This window comes from Krasilnikovia sp. M28-CT-15 (assembly GCF_047159595.1).
GTDB lineage: Bacteria > Actinomycetota > Actinomycetes > Mycobacteriales > Micromonosporaceae > Actinoplanes.
The window spans coordinates 4,167,777-4,187,804 of record NZ_BAAGAK010000001.1; the positions used below are offsets into that span (position 1 = coordinate 4,167,777).

Consider the following 20,028-nt stretch of genomic DNA (forward strand, 5'->3'; position numbering starts at 1 on the left):
TCCGTCACCCGTGCCGGTCTCGGAGCCCGCGGTCAGTCCCGCGGGAGTGTCAGGGGCACGGGTGCCTGCCGGGCGTGACCCGCGGCCGTGTTCCGAGCCCCGTCCAGGAGGTCCTCCCACGCCTTGCGGGCGGGCACGCGCCCCGGCACGGTCCGCTCGGCGATCGCTGCGCTGACCAGGGCCGAGGAGAAGGACGTGCCGCTCCACACCGCGTACCCGTTGAATCGCTCGGGCCGCCGCTCCGGCTTGGCCGGGCCGGCGCCGTCCGGGTCCTCCCACACCTGCACGGTGTCGTCCATGAACGTGCTCTCCAGGTTCTCCCCCGGCGCCAGCACGTCGATCCACGGGCCGTCCGGGGAGAAGCCGGCCGGCTGCCCGTCGTTGCGATCGCTGAGCGCGCCGACCGCGATGACGTCCGGCGACGCCGCGGGCCACGCCGCCTTGCGCCGGTCGGCGCCGGGCAGGTAGCCGTGGTTGCCGGCCGCGGCGACGACGACCGTGTCCGGATCGAGCCGCTCCAGTGCCGCGGTGAGCACCATCGGGGCGTGCGCGTCTGCGGTGTAGCAGACGAACGACAGGTTGAGCACGTCGATCCCGGCCTGACCGGCCTCGACGATGGCGAGGGCCGCGTCCCACACGGTGGCGGCGGCGTCCTTGTCGAGCACCGGGCGCATCTGCAGCGTGACCCCGGGCGCGTAGCGGCGCAGCAGGCCGGCGATGAACGTGGCGTGGCCCTGCTCGGCGTGCACCGGGCGGCGGATCTCGGCCGGGCCGACCCAGAACCCGCTGAGGCTGTCGTGGGCCACCATCCTGGTGTCGACCACGCCGACCTGCACCCCGGTCGGCCGCCGTACGGGCAGGGCGTTTGCCCAGGCGGGCACGGACTGCACGGCCCGGGGTGGCTTGCCGCCGCCGTGCGAGACCTCGCCGACCCCGCCGACCCCGCCGTCCCCGCCGTCCGGGTTCTGCCTGCCGGGCACCCAGCCGACCACCCGGTTCTTGCCCACCGTCGGGGTCCAGTTGCAGTACTGCGCGCCGAATCCGGCCCGCAGGTTCCACAGCACGCGGTCGAGGGGGTCGGCGTCCGGGCCGGGCTTGGGGAAGCCGTTGAAGACGTTGCCCGCGCCCTCGCTGTCGGCCCAGCCTTCCAGCGCGGTGGCGAGGCCGGTCATGTCCGTGACCGCGACGCGGGCCAGGCCGAGGGCCGTGCTGCGGTCCGCGCCCTCCGGGTCGGTGTAGAGCGGCCGCGAGTCACCCGGCCGGTCGTCCCATTTGCGGGCGACGTCGAACGCTCTCAGCACCGTCTCCAGGTGCGGCAGAGCCACTATGACCTCGTCCAGCCGTTGTTGCGTCAACGTCATCAACCCCTCAGTACACCGGACGCCCGGGCGCACGGTCCAGGCTACTGACTGATGGGCGACCTGGCATGATAAGTACTGTTTGTGACAGATCCTGGCGCGTATCCTTCACCCAACGCTTCCGCGGGACGGTGATGGCCGATGACCGCAGCACCCGCACTCCTCAGCCGGGCGGAGGCACCCTCGGCCGAGGCGATGCGGCTGGCCACGGTGCAGCCCAGCCACGCCCGCAGGCTGGCGATGGCGGCCGAACGCGCCGCCCTGCACACCGGCGACTGGGCCGACCTCAGCGTGGCCCGGCGCGCGCACGGCGTCGCCGCCATGCAGTTGCGCGACCTCGACGAGGCCATGACCCAGCTGCGTGGTTCCCTGTCGGCCGCCCAGCGGGCCGGGTCGGCGCAACTGGCCGGCGAGGCGCGGATGAGCCTGGCGTCGGCGCTGGCCCTGCGCGGGCGCGCCGGGCACGCGTTCCGGGAGATCGACGGCGCGCTGCGGGAGCTCAGCGGCGTCTCCGCCGCCCGGGCCATGGTCCAGCGCTCCGCCATCCTGCAGGAGATGGGCCGCGTCGACGAGGCGCTGGAGGCGGTGCGGCCCGCGGTGCCGCTGCTGCGCCGATTCGGCGACGCCCAATGGGAGACCCGGGCGCTGAGCAACCGCAGCCTGCTGCACCTGGAACGGCGCGCGTTCGCCGCGGCCGAGACCGACCTGCTCACCGCGCTGGGCCTGTGCGAGCGGCACGGCCTGGAACTGCCCCGCGCGTACGTGGAACAGAATCTGGGCTGCCTGAAGGCCAGCAAGGGTGAGGTGCCCGCGGCACTGGAGTTCTTCGAGCGCGCCGAGCACCGCTACCGCGGGCTCGGCCTGGAGGTCGGCTCGCTGCTGGTCGACCGCGCCCGGGTGCTGCTGGCCGTACGGCTGGTCGAGGAGGCCCGGGCCACCGCCGAGGCGGCGGTGCACGCGTACTCGAAGCAGAAGCGGATCCACCTGCCGGAGGCCCGCCTGCTGCTGTCCACGGTGGCCCTGGTCGAGGGGGACCTGCGCACCGCGGAGGAGGCCGCGAACCGCGCGGCCCGCGAATTCCGCCGCCAGGGGCGCCATCAGTGGCTGGCGCTGGCCCGGCACGCCCGGCTGCAGGCACGGATGGTCCGCGACCCGGCGCGGGTCACCTCGGGGCAGGCACGGCGCTCGGCCGACGAGCTGGCCGCGGCCGGGTGGGAGGTGCCCGCGCTCGAGGCCCGGGTCATCGCCGGGCGGCTCGCTCTGGAACGCCGCCAGCCGGGCCTGGCCCGGCGCGACCTGAGCCTCGCCAGCCGCGCCCGCACGGCCGGCCCGGCCGACGTCCGCGCCCGCGCCTGGCTGGCCGAGGCGATGCTGCGGCGCGCCGGTGGCCGCCCGTACGGCGCGCTGCGGGCGCTCTCCGCCGGGCTGCGCATCCTGGAGGAGCACCAGGCGACGATGGGGGCCACCGAGCTGCGCGCGCACGTGTCGGCCCACCGTGGCGCGCTGGCCCGCCTCGGGGTGAGCATCTGCCTGGCGGCCGGCAACGCCCGCGGGGTGTACCAGTGGACCGAACGCGGCCGGGCCGTCTCGGTCCTGCTGCGCCCCGTGCACCCGCCGGCCGATCCGGTGCTGGCCCGGATGCTGGCCGACCTGCGCGCGACCATGACCGAGATCGAGCAGCACCGCGGGGAGGGACGCCCCACCTCCGCCCTGGTGCAGCACCAGGTGGCCACCGAACGTCGGATCCGCGACCACTGCCGCAAGGCGGCCGCGCCCGAGACCTGCGGCGGCGCCTCCCCACCGGAGATCGATGAGCTGGCGGCCGTGCTGGGCCCGGCGGCCCTGGTCGAGTACGTCGAACTCGAGGACGAACTGCACGCGGTGACCGTGGTCGACGGCCGGGCCCGGCTCACCCGGCTCGGTCCGCTCACCGAGGTCCATGCGGGGTTGCGCCATCTGCCGTTCGCGCTGCACCGGATGGCGAACGCCCGCACCCCACGGGTCAGCGCGATGGCGGCCGCCGCCGTGCTGGAGAAGGTCCGCGACGGCTTCGACCGGGTGTTGATGCGCCCGTTGGCTCCGGTGATCGGGGACCGCCCGCTGGTCGTGGTGCCGACCGGGCTACTGCAGTCACTGCCGTGGTCGGTGCTGCCCTCGTGTGTGGGGCGGCCGGTCACGGTCGCGCCGTCAGCCGCGCGGTGGCACCGGTCGGCGCGCCGCTCGGCGGCCGCGCCCTCCGCGCGGGTGGTGGTGGTCGCCGGGCCGGGACTGCCGGGGGCACGCGACGAGGCGGAGGCGGTCGCGGGCCTCTACCCGGGATCGGTACGTCTGTTCGAGGATCGGGCCGACGCGACGCATGTGTCCGCCGCGATGAGCGGGGCGGGACTGGTGCATGTCGCGGCCCACGGCCACCTGCGCTCGGACAACCCGTTGTTCTCCGCACTGCGGCTGGCCGACGGACCGTACACGGTGTACGACCTGGAGCTGCTGCCCAGTCCGCCGCATCAGGTGGTGCTGGCGGCCTGCGACACCGGGCGCTCGCATGTGGTCGCCGGTGAGGAGGTGCTGGGTCTGACGGCCGCGCTGCTCAGTCAGGGCACGTCCACCCTGGTGGCGCCGGTGGTCCCGGTGCCGGACGGCGAGACGGCGCCGCTGATGCGGGCGTATCACGCGCGATTGCTGGCGGGCCGGTCGCCGGCCGAGGCCCTCGCGTCCGCCCAGGAGCACACCCGGGCGGAGGGCATCCTGCCGCTGGCCGCGGCGGCAGGCTTCGTCTGCCTCGGCGCCGGCCTGGCCTGAACGCGAGACTGCCTGCGTGCTGGGCTGGCGCCTGACCGCTGGGCCGGCCTGCATGCTGGGCTTAGAAGCGCATCCAGCCGGTGACCAGGCGTGCGGCGTCGGCCTCCCAGCGCAGTCTGATCGGCTCTGCGGGCAGCTCGTCGAGGCTGAAGCAGCCCAGCTCGTCGACGTCCACGCTCGCGGTGTGGCCGTTGGCGCCCTCGACGCTGAGCTTGCCGGGCTGCGGCGGCATCACCTGGCCGACCACGACGTCGCCGCTGCGTTCCACCTGCACGGAGACGGAGCGGCCCTCGAACAGCACGGTCCGGTAGTTCTCCACGTCCGGGCCGCGGACCATCGCGGGCTCGGCCTCCAGCACGGAGTCGAAGACGAGGCTGGCCAATTCCAGCTCCTCGTCGATGGTGCGCCACGCGTACGCCGCCTCACCGGCCCGGCGCAGCGCCGGGGTGAGGGGTTGTGCCGTCCGAAGCGCCGTTGCCAGATCCTGCAGCAGCAGCTCGTCATCGTTCCAAGCTTGCGACGCCACGTCGACCACCTTCCTTGTCGTGCGACCCGTCCGAGTCGCGGAACCCCGCGATGGAGGAACTCTCCCGCAGCCGTTGCAGTGCCCGGGCACGGGTGGGACCGATACTTCCGACCGCGATGCCCAGCCGCTCGCTGATCTCGGCGTACGAGACCGGCGGGTCGGCGACCAGCAGGAGCATCAGCTCCCGCTGGTGTTCGGGCAACTCGGCGAACGCCGCCAGCAGGGCGCGGTGGCGTTCCGATTCCAGGAGCCGTTGGTCCGGCTCGGCCGCGTCGGTCGCCTCGACGGCCCCCCGCTCGTCGGTGGGGTCGAAGGGGCGCATGCGCTTGCTGTTGCGGATCAGCCGCAGGCATTCGTTGCGGGTCGTGGTGATGATCCACATTGGCAGGGCCTGCGGTTCCCGCAGTTTGCCGAGGTTCTCCACCAGGCGCAGCCAGACTGTCTGGCCCACGTCCTCGGCGTCGCTGCCACGCAGCCGGTGATCGCGGATCACGGACGCCACCAGCGGGGTGTACCGGGACACCAGGGACGCCCAGGCGGCGGAGTCGCCGCTCCCGGCGGCTGCCACCAGGGCGCCGATGGGATTCGCGTCGTCCATGCCCTTACCTCCTCGTTGACGAGGGCGGTCGACAAGGCTTCACATCCTATTGTCCCGTATGCCGGTTGCATGGCTTTGATCCCGGGTCAGCGGGTCGGCGCCGCAGCGCAATGGGGGCGGCAGGCGCGCTGGCCCAGCGCGTCCAGGAAGACCTCGCGCACATCGCGGGGATCGCGGGCCACGTACGAGGCGCCGCCGGTGGCCGCGCTGATCTTGGCGAGCGCGCGGACGTCGCTGTCGGGACCCAACGCCACCGTGATCACGGGTACCGGGCGACCGGTGCGCTGCCCGGCCCGCAACGCCGTCAGCAGCTCGGCACGGCTCAGTCCGTGCCGGTCGTCGTTCGCCCCGTCGGTGATCAGGACGACCGCGTTGACCTTGCGCGGGTTCCAGCCCTGCCGCACGGCGCGCACCGCGGCGAGGGTGGTGTCGTACAGCCCGGTGCCGCCGGGGACGGGACGCACCTGGGTCAGCGCGTCGACCAGCCGGAACCGGTTGCCGGTGCCGTCGGTGCCAGCGGCCAGCGGTGCGACCGGGACCAGCTCCCGGTAGTCGGTGGAGCGGGTCAGGTCGGTGGCGAAGATCCACAGTCCGGCCTCGGTGCTGTCCGGGTACAGCGCGAGACCCCGCTGCGCGGCCTGCTTCGCCAGGTCCATCCGGGTGACGCCGGGCAGGCCCGCGACCGCGCGCCCCATCGACCCGGACACGTCCAGGACGGCCAGCAGGCGCGCGTCGCGCCGTACCGTGTCCAGCATCCGGTCGACCCCCCGCAGGGCCGCGTCGTCCGGCGCAGACGCCGACACCGGGCCGGGCGTACCCCAGCCGGTCAGCGACGCGCCCGCCTGACCCCGTACGTCGCGGAAGCCCGCCGCCCGCACGAGTTCCTGGCCCGCCTCGCCGCGCAGCGCGTCGAACAGCAGCCCCGCGATCTGCTGGCGGTAGCCGTCCAGGGTGAGCACCGTGAACGGGTAGTCGAAGACGAATCCGGCCCGGCGGGGGTAGAGCGGCACCAGGACACTGCGCGCGGCCCACACCGCCTGCTCCGTCATCGGCGCCGCCGCGTGGCCCGCGGCCAGGGCGGCCGGGGTCAGGGCGGCGGGCGCGGCGTCCGGCTCGGCGGTGCGCAGCACACCGGTGAGCTCGGCCCGGGCATCGGCGCGCTGCGCGACCGCGCCCTGCAATGTCAGGACCGCGCCGGTGGTGGCCGCCGAGCCGCGCCCGGGCAGCCGCAGCGCCACCGGTGTCTTCCCACCCGCCGCGGCGACCAGGTCGTCGAGGGATGGCCGGGCAGCGCCCAGCCGGCCCGCGACATCCGGGGCGACCGCGAGCACCAGCGGGCTGGTGGCCACGGACCGGGCCGGATCGGACCGGCCCGCGACGTCAGCGCCCAGGCGGCGCAGCACCACCGTGGACTCCGGGATCCACACGTCCGGCGGGCGGGCGCTGGCGCGGGTCACCGCGTCCGCCACCTCGGCCGAGTCCCGGGCGCTCACCGCGACCGCGAAGCAGCCGGAGCGGCCCGCCACCCGGGTCAGCCGGCGGCTGACCTCGGTGACCACACCGGCGATGTCCGGGGCCGCCGCGACCTGCAACACCGGCCGGGGCTCAACGCACCCGGAGGCGCCCTGACCGACCCGGGTCGCCGCGAACACCCCGGTCAGCACCACCAGGACGGCCACCGCGGCATACCGCCGGGGGCCGCGGAACCGCATCCTGGCGCGGGGCGCTGCGTTCATCGGTGTACTCCTCGGTGCTGACGGCGTGCGCGCGGCGGGTGCCGGGCATCCGTTGAGCAAGATGGCCGAGCGGGCGCATTGATACATCCGGTCGCGAACCCGCGCGGCCCGAGCGCGGAAACAGACAGACAGGGGGCCAGGACGACACAGGGGCCACGACGACACAGGGGGCAGGACGACACAGGGGGCCAGGACGACGTCGTCCTGGCCCCCCTGTGCGAGCGGCGATCTCAGTCCGGGAACAGCGCGTGCATGCCGTTGATCGACTCGGGTCCGTAGCCCACCGACCCGACCGGCACCGCGCCGTCGATGGCCTCGATGACCTTGGCCGTCCAGACCGGGCCGAACCCGCCGCACAGTTCGATGAGCTGTACGCCGTCGGCGACCATGGCGCGGGCGACCGCCACCCCCTGGTCCGGGCTGCTCACCCCCACCATGATCCCGTCGAACCGGTCATTGCGGATCGAGGCGCGGTCGGAGTCCGGGTCGAGCCCGGCCCCGGTGACGATGAACCCGAAACGCTCCAGTGGCATCCATTCCTCCTGGTGTGCTCATGCCCGTGGGCTACGCCTGCGCGGCCACGGCGATCTCGGCGACCTGGGTCAGGCTCACGTCGGGCGGCACGTCGACCGGATCCACCGCGATGCCGAACTCGTCCTCCAGGTCGGCCAGCAACATCGCGCTGACCAGCGACGTCATGCCGTACACCGCCAGCGGTGCGTCGCCGTCCAGCGATTCGGGCGCGACGCCCAGAGTGTCGCCGAGATGGGTACGCAGCCACGCTACGACCGCCTCGGCGGACACCCCGGGATTTCCCGCCGCCCCGGCGAGCCCGCCCTCGGGCAGTCCCGCCGTCGCCACCGGCCGCCCGGCGCCCAGCTCACGCGGCTGCACGGGGCCACCTCGCCAGCACCGGCAGCGTGCCCTGGGCCAGGTGCGCCGCGCACTCGCCGCGGCGCACCTTCCCGCTGGTGGTACGCGGCACCTTGCCCCGCGGCACCAGCACGATGCCGGTCGCCACCGGCAGGTGCTCGGCCACCGCCCGGGCCGCCGCCACGGTCAGCGCCTGCGCCTCGGTCTCGGTGACGTCCCGGGCCACTTCCGCGACCACGGTCACCGAGTCCGCCCCGGCCTCGCCGAACGCGGCCGCGATGCCGCCCGCCAGCAGCGGATCCGCCGCCTGCACCAGCCGTTCGAAGTCGTGCGGGTAGTAGTTCGCCCCCCGGATGATCACCACGTCCTTGAGCCGGCCGGTGACGAACAGCTCGCCCTCCTCCACGAAGCCCAGGTCACCGGTACGCAGCCAGCCCCGGCCGGGCTCGTCGGCCAGCTCCGCCGCGAAGATCTCCCGGCTGGACTCCTCCTGGCCCCAGTACCCGATGCCGTTGCTGGGCGAGTCCACCCAGATCTCGCCCACCGTGCCGGGGCGGCACCGGCGGAACGTGACCGGGTCGACCACGGCGACCTCCACCTCGGCGACGGTGCCGCCACACCCGACGACCTCGGCGGCGGGTGCGTCGGGCCCGGCCGCGCTGGCCAGGGCGTGAGCCAGTTCCTCGCGGTCGAAGCGGCCCACCGTCAGCGGCTCGTCGGCGCGGCCGCCGCTGACGAACAGCGTCGACTCGGCCAGGCCGTACCCGGCGGTCGGGGCGGTCTCGGGCAGGCCGCTGACCGCGAAGGCCCGGGTGAAGGCCCGCATCGTGTCCGCGCGGACCGGCTCGGCGCCGCTCAGGGCCACCCGCCAGCCGCTGAGGTCCAGCTCGCGGCGGACCTCCGGCTCGATGCGGGCGGCGCACAGCGCGTACGCGAAGTCCGGCGCCGGGGAGATCACGTCCTGGCGCCCGGAGATCGCCCGCAGCCAGCGTTCCGGGCGCACCATGAACGTCTCGGGCGCCATCACGACCGCCTGGCCCCGGACGTACAGCGGCTGCAGCAGCCCCGCGCACAGGCCCATGTCGTGGTAGACCGGCAGCCAGCTGACCACCGTGGACTCCGCGGTCACCCCCAGGTGCCCGGCGATGATCCGCTGATTGGCCAGCATCGCCCCGTGCGTGATCACGACACCGCGCGGCGCCGCGGTCGAACCCGAGGTGTACTGCAGGAATGCCACCTCGTCCGGGTCCACCCACTCCGGCACGTCGACCAGGTTGGTCGTGTCCCGGGGCTCGGCGGCGATCAGGTGCATCCGGCGCAGCACCGGCTCGTCCGCGGCGACCTGCGCCAGCGCGTCCACCACCGCGCCGGGCACCACGGCCGCGGCCGGCTCGGCGTCGGCGCAGATCGCCAGCAGCCGGTCCAGCCGGTTCGCCCGCTTGCCGGTGGCGGCCGAGCGCAGCCCGGCGGGCCGGATCGGCGGCACCGGCACCGCCACCAGGTCGCTGTACAGGCAGGCCAGGAACGCGACGTGGAAGCGCAGGTCCGGCATGGCGGGCACCAGCACCCGGTCACCGGGCGCGGCCACCGCACGCAGGTCCGCAGCCAGCGCGCGGGCCTCACGGTCCAGCTCGGCCCAGGTCAGCACCTCGGCGGTCTGCCCGTCGCGGTCCAGGGCGGTCAGCACGGTGCGATCCGGGTTGCGCGCCGCCTCCTCGTGCACGGTGGCCGGCAGCGACCGGATCAGCGTCGACGGGCGGGCGGCAGGCGCCGCCACAGCGGGTCGGGTGAACGTGTCACTGGTCATCGTTGAGGTTCCTTCCGAACGCTTCGGTGGTTGGCGGTGCGGTGTGGAACGGTCCGGCTGACACAGCCGGCCGCAACGGGAACGAGAACGTCGTCGGGGCGCTGGCCGGGCACCGTGGGCACCCGTACCGGGTAGTCGCCGGTGAGGCAGCCCGTGCAGAACTTCCCGGCGGGCGCGCCGACCGCGCCGAGCAGCTGGTCCAAGGGCAGGTAGTTGAGGCTGTCCACGCCCAGCTCGTCGCGGATCGCGGACAAGGTCATGGTGGCCGCCGCCAGCTCACCGTGGCTGCCCACGTCGATGCCGAGCGGGCAGGGCCATCGCCACGGCGGCGAGGCGATGCGCAGGTGCACCTCCGCGGCGCCGGCCGCCCGCAGCTGGGCGGTGACGGCCCGGGTGGTGGTGCCGCGCACCAGCGAGTCGTCGACCACGACGAGCCGCTTGCCGCGGACCAGCTCCGGGATCAGCTGGAACTTCGAGGCGGCCCGCCGGTCCCGTTCGCCCTGCCCGGCCGCCAGGAACGAACGGCCGTGCTCGCGGTTGCGCACCAGCGGTTCGCCGTACGGCAGCCCGCTGTGCGCCGCGTACCCCTCCGCGGCCGGGATCGCCGAGTCCGGCAGGGGTAGTACGAGCACCTCGCGTTCCGGACGGTTCTCGTCGGCCGGGAGCGGGGCGTGGGCGGCGAGCGCCGCACCGGCCCGCCACCGGGTGAGGTACACGGACCGGTCGTACAGATGCCCGTCCGGGCGGCTGAAATACACGAATTCGAAGAGGCACAGCCGGTGCTCGACGCTGGCGGCCGGGAACGGGCGCACCGAGCGGATCCCGGACGCGTCCGCGACGATCAGCTCGCCGGGCTCCACCTCGCGGACGAACTCGGCGCCCATCTCGGTCAGCGCCGGGGTCTCCGAGGCGAACACGAGGGCGTCGCCGCTGCGGCCCAGGCACAGCGGGCGCAGGCCCTTGGGGTCGCGCAGCCCGTACAGGCGGGCACCGTCGGTCAGCACGAACGAGTACGCCCCGGTGAGCTTCGGCAGCAGGGCACACAGCGCCTGCTCGAACGAACAGGCGCCCCCCGCGAGCGCCTCCGCCAGCAGGGCCGCCACCGTCAGGCTGTCGCTGGCGCCGGGTTCCAGGGTGCTGCCGTCCGCGGGCTGCGGCGCGGCCACCAGGTTGCCGTTGTGGGCCAGCGCGAACCACACTCCGCCGACCTGGCGTTCGATCGGCTGGATGTTGCCCTCGCCCAGGCCGCCGGCGGTGGCGTATCGGACGTGGCCGACCGCGACGTCGCCGCGTAACGCGTCGACGTCGGGCCGGGCCAGGGCGTCGCGGACCGGCCCGGACCCGGCCACCCGGCCGGTACGGCGGCCCGCCGCACCGACCGCGATGCCCGCGCTCTGGTCGCCACGGTGCTGCAGCGCGGCCAGCCCGCGGTAGGCCCGCGCCGCCACCGCGGGGTCGCCCGCTGCGCCGCCGACGGCCGCGGGGTCAGGCGCGACGGCCTTTGCCGGGGCGGTGGCGATCACGCCGATCACACCGCACGCGTCGCGGGGACGGGCGTGGCCGTCCGCGGGCACCGGCCCGTCCCCGCTACGCATCAAGCTCACCGGAGGCGAGGAGTTCGGCGAACGCCGCGAGGGTCGGGACGATGTGCGTGGCGGTCGCCAGCACGGCGAGGTTCTGCCGCATCTCGGTGATCGCGACGACGTGGCGGCCCGCCTGGTACGCCGCGTACATCTCCACCGCGGTGCCCATGCTGGCCTCGTGCCCGGGCAGCCACGCCACGCACACGTCGGCGGTCGCGGCCAGCCCGACGAGGTCGTGGAACGTGCCGACCAGCCGGGTGACCGGAGGTGCCAGCCGGGTACGGGTGAGCACCGACGCGGCGGCCAGCTCCCCGTGGCTGCGGCGCAGTTCGTCGGCGTCCGCGGACAGCCACTGCGCCATCAGCTCGCCCGGGTCGAAGATGGTCGCCTGCGGGCGGTGCGCGAGGATCAGGTCGCGCAGGTCACCGCGGTACGACTGGTCGGCGGTGTCGTCGCCGTTGCGCGAGCCCTGCATCAGCCCGGCCAGGAAAAAGGATGTCATTCGTCCTCCAGTGAGTACGACGCGATCTCAAGGTCTGCCGGGGCGATCCGGCGGTAGATGTCCACCCCGCCGAGCACGAAGTCGACGAGGTCCCGGGTGCTCACCGCCAGGGTGTCGGCGATGGCGTCCAGGGATGCGTCGAAGTCGCGGCGGCCGTGCCGGGCCCAGCGGCCGTCGTTGTCGCGGGTCAGCAGGTCCTGCCGGTGGACCGGGCCACGGCCGAGCCGGGACAGCGGGTAGACCAGCTCGTGCAGCCCCCGCTCACCGTCGATGGCCCGTACGGAAAGGTTGTTCTGTTCGGGGTGCAGCAGCAGCGGGCGCACCACCTCGGCCGGGGGCGGCACGGCCCCCAGCACCCGGTCGGTGGCGAAGGTGAACATCCGGGACACGACGTGGTGCCCGCGACGCGGGCTGAACCGGGTGTACTCCAGGCGCAGCCGGTTGCGCTTCGGCGTCCACACCGCCCGGACCCGGCCCGGCGCGGCGCCGCCCTCGGCGGTGGTGCGGAACGGGACCGCCTCCTGCACGGCCGTCACGGTGCCGTTGGCTCCGGCGTCGGCCCGGCGCAGCCGCAGCGGCTCCAGGTGCAGCAGGTACGGGTCGTAGACGTCCATCCCGTCCGCGGTGGTGGTCACCGCGGCCACGTGCCGCCCGTCGACCAGGTACCGGACCGGGCCGAGGCCGGAGGCTTCGAGGCGGCGGCCGACCTCGAAGGTCTGCCACACGCACGACAGCCCGTACGCGGCGGGGGCGGGCGCGTCGCCGAAGTACTCGTAGTACTGCGAGACGCTGCAGTACGGGACGCCGAAGACCACATCGGCCAGCGGTCCGGTCGTCGCCTTGTCGGTGACGGTCATCGGTGTACTCCTCAGGACAGCTCGTCGAGGTGGCGGCGCAGCTGGCGCAGGTAGGTGTGCAGCTCGAACTGGGTGAGGCTGCGCGGCGAGTCGATGAACTTGATGCCGCCGCTGACGTCGGGATGGTCGTTGGCCTTGCGCCGGGCCAGGTCGGCGGCGGCCGCGCCGCCGCGGTCGCGGCCCGCGACGAACTTCGCGATCACCTTGGTCTGCAGGTCCACGGTCGGGAAGTGTCCGCCGGTGCCGTCGGTCAGGCCCGCGACGAACAGGTTGTCGTGCCGGCGGGAGAACGCCATCAGGTACAGGTCGGGGCGGCCGTTGCGCCAGCTCAGGTGCTCCGGGTCGAGGCCGGGCAGGTGCACCTGGAAGCCGGTGGCGTAGACGATCACGTCGACCGCGTCGACCTGGCCGTCGGTGAACTCCACCTTGTCGCCGTGCAGCTCCTTGATCTCCGGGCGCACCTTCACCCGGCCGTGGCCGACGTAGTACGGCAGCAGCGAGTTCACGATCGGCGGGGATTCCAGCAGCTTGTGGTCCGGCACGGGCAGCCCGTAGTCCTGCGGGCGGCCGACCGTGGCGCGCAGCACGAGCTTGTACATGCGCCGGACCAGCCCGATCGGCAGGCGCAGCGACTGGCTGGCGTCGCCGACCTGATCGGCGGGCTTGCCGAGGATGTACTTCGGGACGAAGTAGTAGCCGCGCCGCATGCTGATCGCCACGGACTCGGCGGTCTGGGCGGCCTCCACGGCGATGTCGCAGCCGGAGTTGCCCGCGCCCACCACCAGGACCCGCTTGCCGGTGAAGTCCGCGGCGGTGTCGTAGTCGCGCGAGTGCATCGTCGTGCCGTCGAAGCTGCCGGCGTACTGCGGGAACCGCGGCTTCCAGTTGTGGCCGTTGGCCAGCACCACCCCGCGGTAGCGGCGGCTGGTGCCGTCCGCGGTCGCGACGATCCAGTGCTCGCCGTCCGGGGTCACCGCGGTGACCTCCTGACCGAAGCGGATGTGCGGGGTCAGGTCGAAGTGCGCGGCGTACGCTCGCAGGTAGTCCAGAATCGCGTCGTGCCGCGGGTAGGTCGGCAGGTCCGCGTCGAGCGGCAGGTCCGGGTATTCGGTCACCTTCTTCGAGGTGATCGTGTGGGTGTTCGCGTACACCGAGCTGCGCGGGTTGGCTCGGTCCCAGATTCCACCCACGCCGTCGTGTGCTTCGAGCACCTCACAGGCCACCCCTTCGGCCATGAGGTTCCTGGCTGCGGCCAGTCCGGACGGGCCGGCACCGATCACGGCGTAGCGGTCCCGCAGGTCCATGGTCGTACTCATTGGCTCCCGGCTCTCTCACTGGATTCGGCGCGTCCGACGGGCCGCGTCTGCAGGGAGGAAGATGTCCGAGCTACCCGATTGATACCGCCGCCGACCTGACGTATCACCGACCGCCGCCCGTGGCTCTGCCAGTGCGGGCCATCGGCCGGAAGGAGACATCGTGACGCGGACCGCGACGAACCCCGCACCTCGAACGCCTGGGCGGGTACCGCCCCGACCGGGCTTCGCCGCCTGGGGCCGGCTGATCGGCCGGCACCGCCGGCTCGTGCTGGGCCTGTGGCTGGTGGCGGTGCTCGCCGGGGTGCCGGCACTGAGTCAGCTTGCCGACAACCTGACCGCGGGCGGGTTCGAGGTCCCCGGCTCCGGCTCCGCGCAGGTGGCCGCGCTGGAGAAGCAGGCGCTGCCGCAGCGCTTCGACCGCACCAGCGTGCTGGTCGTGCACTCCGACAGGACCACGATCGACGATCCCGGGTACGCCGCGGCACTGGCGCGCGTGCGCGCGGCACTGGCCGCCAGCCCCGGCGTCGCGGACGTCTCCGACCCCCGCGCGACCCGCCAGGTCTCCCCCGACCGGCGCACCGCCGTGGTGGAGGTCGGCATCAACGAGCCGCAGGACGCCGCGTACGCGCACGCGCCGAAGCTGCAGGAGGCGGTGGACCGGGCGCTCGCGGGCACCCCGGCCGACGGGGCGATGACCGGCGACGCCCCGTTCTACGCCGCGTTCCAGGAGACCGGCTCCGAAGACCTCGCCACCGCCGAACGCATCGTGCTGCCGCTGGTGCTGGCGATCCTGCTGCTCGCCCTCGGCAGCGCGGTGGCGGCGCTGCTGCCGCTGGCGCTGGCCGGGATCGCCGCCAGCGTGGGGCTGGCGCTGATTTCGGTGCTGGGGGCCAACACCACGGTCAACATCTTCACCCAGAACCTCGCCACCATGATCGCGATCGGGGTCGGCATCGACTACGCGCTGTTCGTGCTGCGGCCGTTCCGGCGGGCCCTGGCGCGGGGACTGACACCGCAGGAGGCGGTCGGGGAGGCGCTCGGCAGCAGCGGGCACGGCGTGCTGGTGTCCGCGCTGACCGTGGTGGTCGCGCTGGCCGGGACGCAGCTCGTCGACGTGCCCGCGTACCGGTCGATGGGGCTCGGGGCGATGATCGCGGTGGCGGTGGCGGCGACCGCCGCGCTGACGCTGTTCCCCGCGATGCTGGCGATGCTCGGCACCCGGGTCAACGCGCTGCGGCTGCCCGGCCGGCTCGGCCGCCGCACGTACGGTGACGAGCCGCGCTCCGGCCGGCTCCGCGCCGTGGTCGACCTGCCGGTGCGCCGCCCCTGGTGGGTCGTCGGTGGGACGGTGGCCCTGCTGGCCCTGCTGGCGCTGCCCGCGCTGCACCTGCGCCTGGGCACCTCAGGCCCGGACATCCTCGCCGAGGACGCGGCACCGCGGGTCGCCGCGCAGCGGCTGGCCGAGGGCTTCGGCGCGGGCCGGGCCGGGCCGCTGCGGGTGCTGGTCGCCGCACCCCCGGCCACCGGTGGCCCCGACGCCGCCCCGATCGCCCCGGACACCCGGGCCGGGGTGGAACGCATCGCCCGGGCGCTGTCCGCCCGGCTGCACACCGACCCCGAGGTCGTGGACGTGGCACCCGCGCAGATCGGCGCGGGCGGCCGGGTCGCCGCGCTGACGGTGGCGACGCGACACGGTCCCCAGTCGGCGCAGGTGATCGACCTGGTGCACCGGCTGCGGGCCACCCTGCCCGAGGTGGCCGGCGCCGGGACCACGGTGCTGGTCGGCGGCGAACCGGCCCAGAACGTCGACCTGAACGCGCAGGTCGGCGGCAGCGTGCCCAAGGTGATCGCGCTGGTGCTCGTATTGTCGTTCGTGCTGCTCATGGTCGCGTTCCGCAGCCTGCCGATCGCCCTGAAGGCGGTGGTGACGAACCTGGCCTCGGTGCTGGCCGTGTACGGCGTGCTGGTCTGGGTGTTCCAGGACGGCCACGGCGCCTCGCTGCTGGGGGTGCACGCCCCCGGCTACGTCGAGGTGTTCCTGCCGCTGTTCCTGTTCTGCATCCTGTTCGGCCTGTCCATGGACTACGAGGTCTTCCTGCTCACCGCGGTGCGGCGGGCGCACCTGGACGGCTACCGCACCAAGGACGCGGTGGTGCGGGCGGTCACCGGGACCGCCGGGGTGATCGGCCCGGCCGCGGCGATCATGATCGTGGTGTTCGGCGGGTTCGCGTTCACCACCCTGGTGCCGATCCAGGCCATCGGCTTCGGGCTGGCGGTCGCGGTGCTGCTCGACGTGAGCGTGGTGCGGCTGCTGCTGGTCCCGGCCACGCTGGTGCTGCTCGGCGAACGCAACTGGTGGCTGCCGAAGTGGCTGGCCGCGCTACTGCCGCCGTCCCCGGCGCCGGGAGCCGAAGTGCCCCGGGCGCCCGCTCCGCGGTGGAGCGACCACGGCGATCACCGCGCCGAAGGTGCGTCCCCGGCGACGCAGCCCACCGGCTCCACGCTGGACGGCCCCGCCCAGCCGTCGCCCGCATCGACCGCCGCGGGCAGCCAAGAGCGCGTGGACGCCGAGCCCTCGCCCTCGCCGTCCGGCCGCTCCCCCGGGCAGTAGGTGCTGCCGAGCTGCCCGGCGTCGTCATCATCGTCGTCGTCGTCACCGGCGTCACCGGCGTCGGTCGTGGGGGGCGCCGGGGGAACCGTGACGTCGCTGGCCTTGCTCGGGTGGGTCGGCCCGAGCGGGCCGGCGGCCATCGCGGTGATCAGGGCGACCGTCGTGGCGATGAACACGGAGCGGGTCTTCGCCGCGGTCGCACCACCCCACGCGCAGGTCGAGCCGACCAGGTGGCAGACCCAGCCCATCGTGCCGACCGCGAACACCCCGGCGCCGGAGGCGGCCGTGTAGTAGGTGACGTTCGCCTCGTGCGGGCTGCTGTCGCCGCAGCCCAGGATCGGTGAGCGAGCCAGGATCTGCAGGTTCGCGCCGGCCGGCGGCGCGCCGGAGGCCACGTTGTCGAACTCCTGGCGCACCCCCCTCGGCAGGACGGTGCCCGCGGGCGTGTTCGCGGGGAACGGCCAGTCGGGGTCGGTGAGCACCATGTCGCCGTCGCGGCCCGGACAACCGGGGTACTGCTGGCCGAGCAGGGTGCTCTCCGGCCGCCCGCCCGGCAGGTCACGGAACCGGATCGAGCTGGCCATGGGGTCGCCGGCGGTCACCGGGTCGAGCTGCGCGTCGCGGTAGATGGCGAAGGCGCGGTCCGCCCCGAAGCGCGACGGCGACAACCGCACCTGCCAGTAGGCCGTGTTCGTGCCGAACAGCGCGAGGTTCACGCCCGCGTCGCGGGCCGCCTCGAATCCGTCCCGTATCCGCGCCGACCAGTACTCCGCGTGCGCGCCGAGCAGCACACCCTGGTGTGCCTGCAACAGCTCCGGCCGGGCGTGCACGTCCAGGTCGGTCACGTACGCGACGTCCAACCCGCGCTGCTCGGCGAGCCGGACCAGCGGGTACTCGTCCCTGAGGTAGGTGGCCATGCCGTGGTTGCTCTTGTAGGGCCGGTCGAACGAGGCGACCAGCGCCCGGTCGGCCAGGGACCCGTCCGCACCCCGGTACGCGCTCCGGCCGCCCCAGCCGTTGTACGCCGCCCACGTCAGCGTCTCGGACATCAGCACCAGCGGGCTGGTCGACGCCGGATCCGTGACGGTCAGCGGCACGTACGCCTGCCCGCCCCGGCTGTCGGAGATCTTCAACAGGTACGAGCCGGGGGTGAAGCGACCGTCGACGCGGAAGGCCATGCTGGCGGTCCACGGCGCCTGTGGGCTCCGCGTCGCCGGGTCGGTCACCGCGGCGCGCTGAAGCCTCGTGCGGAACGGCCGGGAGGTGTAGACGGCCCGCCCGCCCGCGCCGCCGTAGTAGCCCATCCGCCAGGCGGTCACGGTCGCCTGCGGTGCCCGGGTGGACACCATCAGGCTCACGACCTGGCCGCACGAGGCCGAGGTCGTGTTCGCGAACGCCTCCACCCCGGTGGTGGCGCGTGGCCGGTACTGCCATCCGGTCGTTCCGCGACGGCGGTTCTCGGCCTTGACGTACCCGGTCGCCGTGGGCGTGGCGGAGCACCGCACCGGGGCGGCCGCCGCGTCCGCCGCCGTGCCGGCAGCGCCGAGGCCGGACAGGACGAGCAGGGCCGACACGGCCGCGGACACGGCAACGCGGGCGCGCAGGGGCAAGCGCATGGGGGATCCTCACGGACGAGCGGGGCTCGGGGACGCGGACCCTGCCACGGTGCCGTGGACCAGTTCCCGGGACCGGTCCGATACCGGTGTCGTTCAGGAGCGCCGCCGGCTACTGGACGATGCCGGACCAGACGTCGGCGGTGAGGTCCGCAGGGGGCAGCCAGGACGCCGCGGGGCCTTCGCCGTCCGGCCGGGACTCGGTGCCGTCGTCGTCGGCGTCGCCGGAGATGATGCTGGTGCCGTCCGTGAGCGCGCGCGGCGGGATCGCGGTGGCGGTCGCCCGGCTCGGGTGGGTGGCGCCGAGCGGGCCGACGGCCATCGCCGAGAGCAGGTTGATCGTGGCGGCGGTGAACACCGCGCGGGTCCGTACGGCCGTCGCGCCGCCGTACGCGCAGGTCGTGCCGTACAGGTGGCAGACCCAGCCGAGGCTGCCGGCGGCGAAGACCCCGGCGCCGGACCGGGCCGTGTAGTAGGCGACGTTCGCGTAGAACGTGCGGCCGGCGTTGCGGGGACAGCCCCGGACCGCCGCACCGGCCAGGATCTGCACGGCCGCGGACTCCGGCAGGGCGTCCGCGTTCACCCGGTCGAACTCGCGCCGGACGCCCATCGGCAGGACGGTGCCCGCGCGCGTGCCGGCCGGCAACGGCCAGCCGGGGGCGGTGAGTACCAGGTCGGCGTTGCCGCCGGGGCAGCCCATGTACTGCTGGCCGAACAGCTTGCCCTCCGGCCGCGCGCGCGGCAGGTCACGGAAGCGGATCGACGAGGCGGCCGGATTGACGGCGGTCATCGGGTCGCGCCGCGCCTCGCGGTAGATCGCGAAGGCGCGCTTGCTGCCCGTGGTGGCGGGCACCATCCGGACGTTCCAGTACGCCGTGTTGGCCCCGAACAGCGCGATGTTCACACCGGCGTCGCGGGCCGCGTCGAACCCGTCGCGCATCCGCGTGGTCCAGTACTCGGCGTGGGCGCCGAGCAGCACCCCGCGGTGCCTCAGCAGCAGCTGCGGGCTGGCATCGACGTCCAGGTCGGTCACGTACGCGACGTCCAGCCCACGCTTCTCGGCGAGCCGGACCAGCGGGTACTCGTCGGTGAGGTAGGTGGCCATGCCGTGGTTGCTCTGGTAGGGCCGGTCGAGCGAGGCGACCACGGCCCGGACGTCGGCCCGGGTCGCGCTCCGGTAGGCGCTGATGCCGCCCCACAGGTTGTACGCCGTCCATGTCAGCGGCTCGGACATCAGCACCAGCGGGCTGCGCGAGGCCGGGTCGGTGACGGTCAGCGGCACGTACGCCTGCCCGCCCCGGCTGTCGGTGATCTTCAGCAGGTACGAGCCGGGCACGAAGCGGCCGTCGATGGCGATCGAGGTGGTGGCGCTCCAGCGCGCTCGCGGGGTACGGGTCGCCGGGGCGATCACCGCGGCCGGCTGCGACCTGGTCCGGAACGGCCGGGAGGTGTACACGGCGCGGGCGCCCGCGCCGCCGTAGTAGCCCATCCGCCAGGCGGTCACGGTCGCCTTCGGCGCCCGGGTGGACACCATCAGCCGCACGGTGCGGCCGCACCGCGCCGAGGTCGTGTCGGCGTACGCCGCCAGCCCGGTGTCCGCGCGCGCGGTGTAACGCCAGCCGGTGGAGCCGGGACGGCGGTTCTCGGCCCTGACGTACCCGGCTGCGGTGGGCCGCGCCGCGCAGGCAACCCGCGCGGCCGAGGCCGCGGTCGCGGTGGCGGCGGCGCCGAGGCCGGACATGCCGAGCAGGGCAGGGACGGCGGCCGCCAAGGCGACCCGGGCGCGGGCACGCAAGATTCTGTCCCTCCCGAACAGCGCGGCGGAGTTCCGGTCCTGCCACGATGACGG

General features: G+C 74.3%; 14 protein-coding genes and 1 pseudogene. 2 read left to right on the top strand and 13 right to left on the bottom strand.

Annotated features, from left to right (window positions below; genetic code table 11):
• Positions 1 to 32: 32 nt before the first annotated feature.
• Entirely contained in the window at positions 33 to 1,361 is a 1,329-nt protein-coding gene (locus ACMCNO_RS19110; RefSeq protein ID WP_412750807.1) for a S8 family peptidase, read from the bottom strand.
• A 138-nt stretch (positions 1,362 to 1,499) separates the two neighbouring features.
• On the opposite strand from ACMCNO_RS19110, the gene ACMCNO_RS19115 reads away from it, so the two are divergent.
• Positions 1,500 to 4,157, top strand: coding sequence for a CHAT domain-containing protein (locus tag ACMCNO_RS19115; protein WP_412750808.1), 2,658 nt, complete (start codon positions 1,500 to 1,502; stop codon positions 4,155 to 4,157).
• Positions 4,158 to 4,218: 61 nt separating this feature from the next.
• Here ACMCNO_RS19115 and ACMCNO_RS19120 read toward each other — a convergent pair whose 3' ends face one another.
• The 10 genes from ACMCNO_RS19120 to ACMCNO_RS19165 all read right to left on the bottom strand — a co-directional run bounded on the left by ACMCNO_RS19120 (position 4,219) and on the right by ACMCNO_RS19165 (position 13,955).
• Positions 4,219 to 4,683, bottom strand: a complete 465-nt coding sequence (locus ACMCNO_RS19120) for a hypothetical protein (protein WP_412750809.1) — start codon at positions 4,681 to 4,683, stop codon at positions 4,219 to 4,221.
• Complete coding sequence (locus ACMCNO_RS19125; RefSeq protein WP_412750810.1) at positions 4,658 to 5,281, bottom strand: RNA polymerase sigma factor; 624 nt, start codon at positions 5,279 to 5,281, stop codon at positions 4,658 to 4,660. Before ACMCNO_RS19125 ends, ACMCNO_RS19120 begins: the two co-directional genes overlap by 26 nt.
• Positions 5,282 to 5,367: 86 nt before the next feature.
• Positions 5,368 to 7,017: a substrate-binding domain-containing protein gene (locus ACMCNO_RS19130; protein ID WP_412750811.1), complete on the bottom strand. Its 1,650-nt coding sequence runs from the start codon at positions 7,015 to 7,017 to the stop codon at positions 5,368 to 5,370.
• Between the two features lie 230 nt (positions 7,018 to 7,247).
• Entirely contained in the window at positions 7,248 to 7,550 is a 303-nt protein-coding gene (locus ACMCNO_RS19135; RefSeq protein WP_412750812.1) for a DUF6506 family protein, read from the bottom strand.
• A 31-nt stretch (positions 7,551 to 7,581) separates the two neighbouring features.
• Positions 7,582 to 7,911 carry an acyl carrier protein gene (locus ACMCNO_RS19140; protein ID WP_412750813.1) on the bottom strand — a complete coding sequence of 110 codons (330 nt, stop codon included), beginning with the start codon at positions 7,909 to 7,911 and terminating at the stop codon, positions 7,582 to 7,584.
• The gene (locus tag ACMCNO_RS19145) at positions 7,898 to 9,697 is read right to left on the bottom strand and encodes a fatty acyl-AMP ligase (RefSeq protein WP_412750814.1); all 1,800 of its coding nucleotides are present in this window, start codon (positions 9,695 to 9,697) and stop codon (positions 7,898 to 7,900) included. Before ACMCNO_RS19145 ends, ACMCNO_RS19140 begins: the two co-directional genes overlap by 14 nt.
• The gene (gene purF / locus ACMCNO_RS19150; protein WP_412750815.1) at positions 9,694 to 11,292 is read right to left on the bottom strand and encodes an amidophosphoribosyltransferase; all 1,599 of its coding nucleotides are present in this window, start codon (positions 11,290 to 11,292) and stop codon (positions 9,694 to 9,696) included. Before purF ends, ACMCNO_RS19145 begins: the two co-directional genes overlap by 4 nt.
• Entirely contained in the window at positions 11,285 to 11,782 is a 498-nt protein-coding gene (locus tag ACMCNO_RS19155; protein ID WP_412750816.1) for a hypothetical protein, read from the bottom strand. The genes purF and ACMCNO_RS19155 overlap by 8 nt, the downstream gene beginning before the upstream one ends.
• Positions 11,779 to 12,639, bottom strand: coding sequence for a hypothetical protein (locus tag ACMCNO_RS19160; protein ID WP_412750817.1), 861 nt, complete (start codon positions 12,637 to 12,639; stop codon positions 11,779 to 11,781). Before ACMCNO_RS19160 ends, ACMCNO_RS19155 begins: the two co-directional genes overlap by 4 nt.
• An 11-nt stretch (positions 12,640 to 12,650) precedes the next feature.
• Positions 12,651 to 13,955, bottom strand: a complete 1,305-nt coding sequence (locus tag ACMCNO_RS19165) for a flavin-containing monooxygenase (RefSeq protein WP_412750818.1) — start codon at positions 13,953 to 13,955, stop codon at positions 12,651 to 12,653.
• A gap of 160 nt (positions 13,956 to 14,115) precedes the next feature.
• On the opposite strand from ACMCNO_RS19165, the gene ACMCNO_RS19170 reads away from it, so the two are divergent.
• Positions 14,116 to 16,566, top strand: a complete 2,451-nt coding sequence (locus tag ACMCNO_RS19170; protein ID WP_412750819.1) for an MMPL family transporter — start codon at positions 14,116 to 14,118, stop codon at positions 16,564 to 16,566.
• A 236-nt stretch (positions 16,567 to 16,802) separates the two neighbouring features.
• Here the strand turns inward: ACMCNO_RS19170 and ACMCNO_RS19175 are convergent.
• Together ACMCNO_RS19175 and ACMCNO_RS19180 are read right to left on the bottom strand one after the other, a co-directional pair.
• Positions 16,803 to 18,182 (bottom strand): annotated as a pseudogene (locus ACMCNO_RS19175) (N,N-dimethylformamidase beta subunit family domain-containing protein); the annotation flags it as partial.
• 109 nt (positions 18,183 to 18,291) lie between these two features.
• Positions 18,292 to 19,974: a N,N-dimethylformamidase beta subunit family domain-containing protein gene (locus ACMCNO_RS19180; protein ID WP_412750820.1), complete on the bottom strand. Its 1,683-nt coding sequence runs from the start codon at positions 19,972 to 19,974 to the stop codon at positions 18,292 to 18,294.
• Positions 19,975 to 20,028 lie beyond the last annotated feature (54 nt).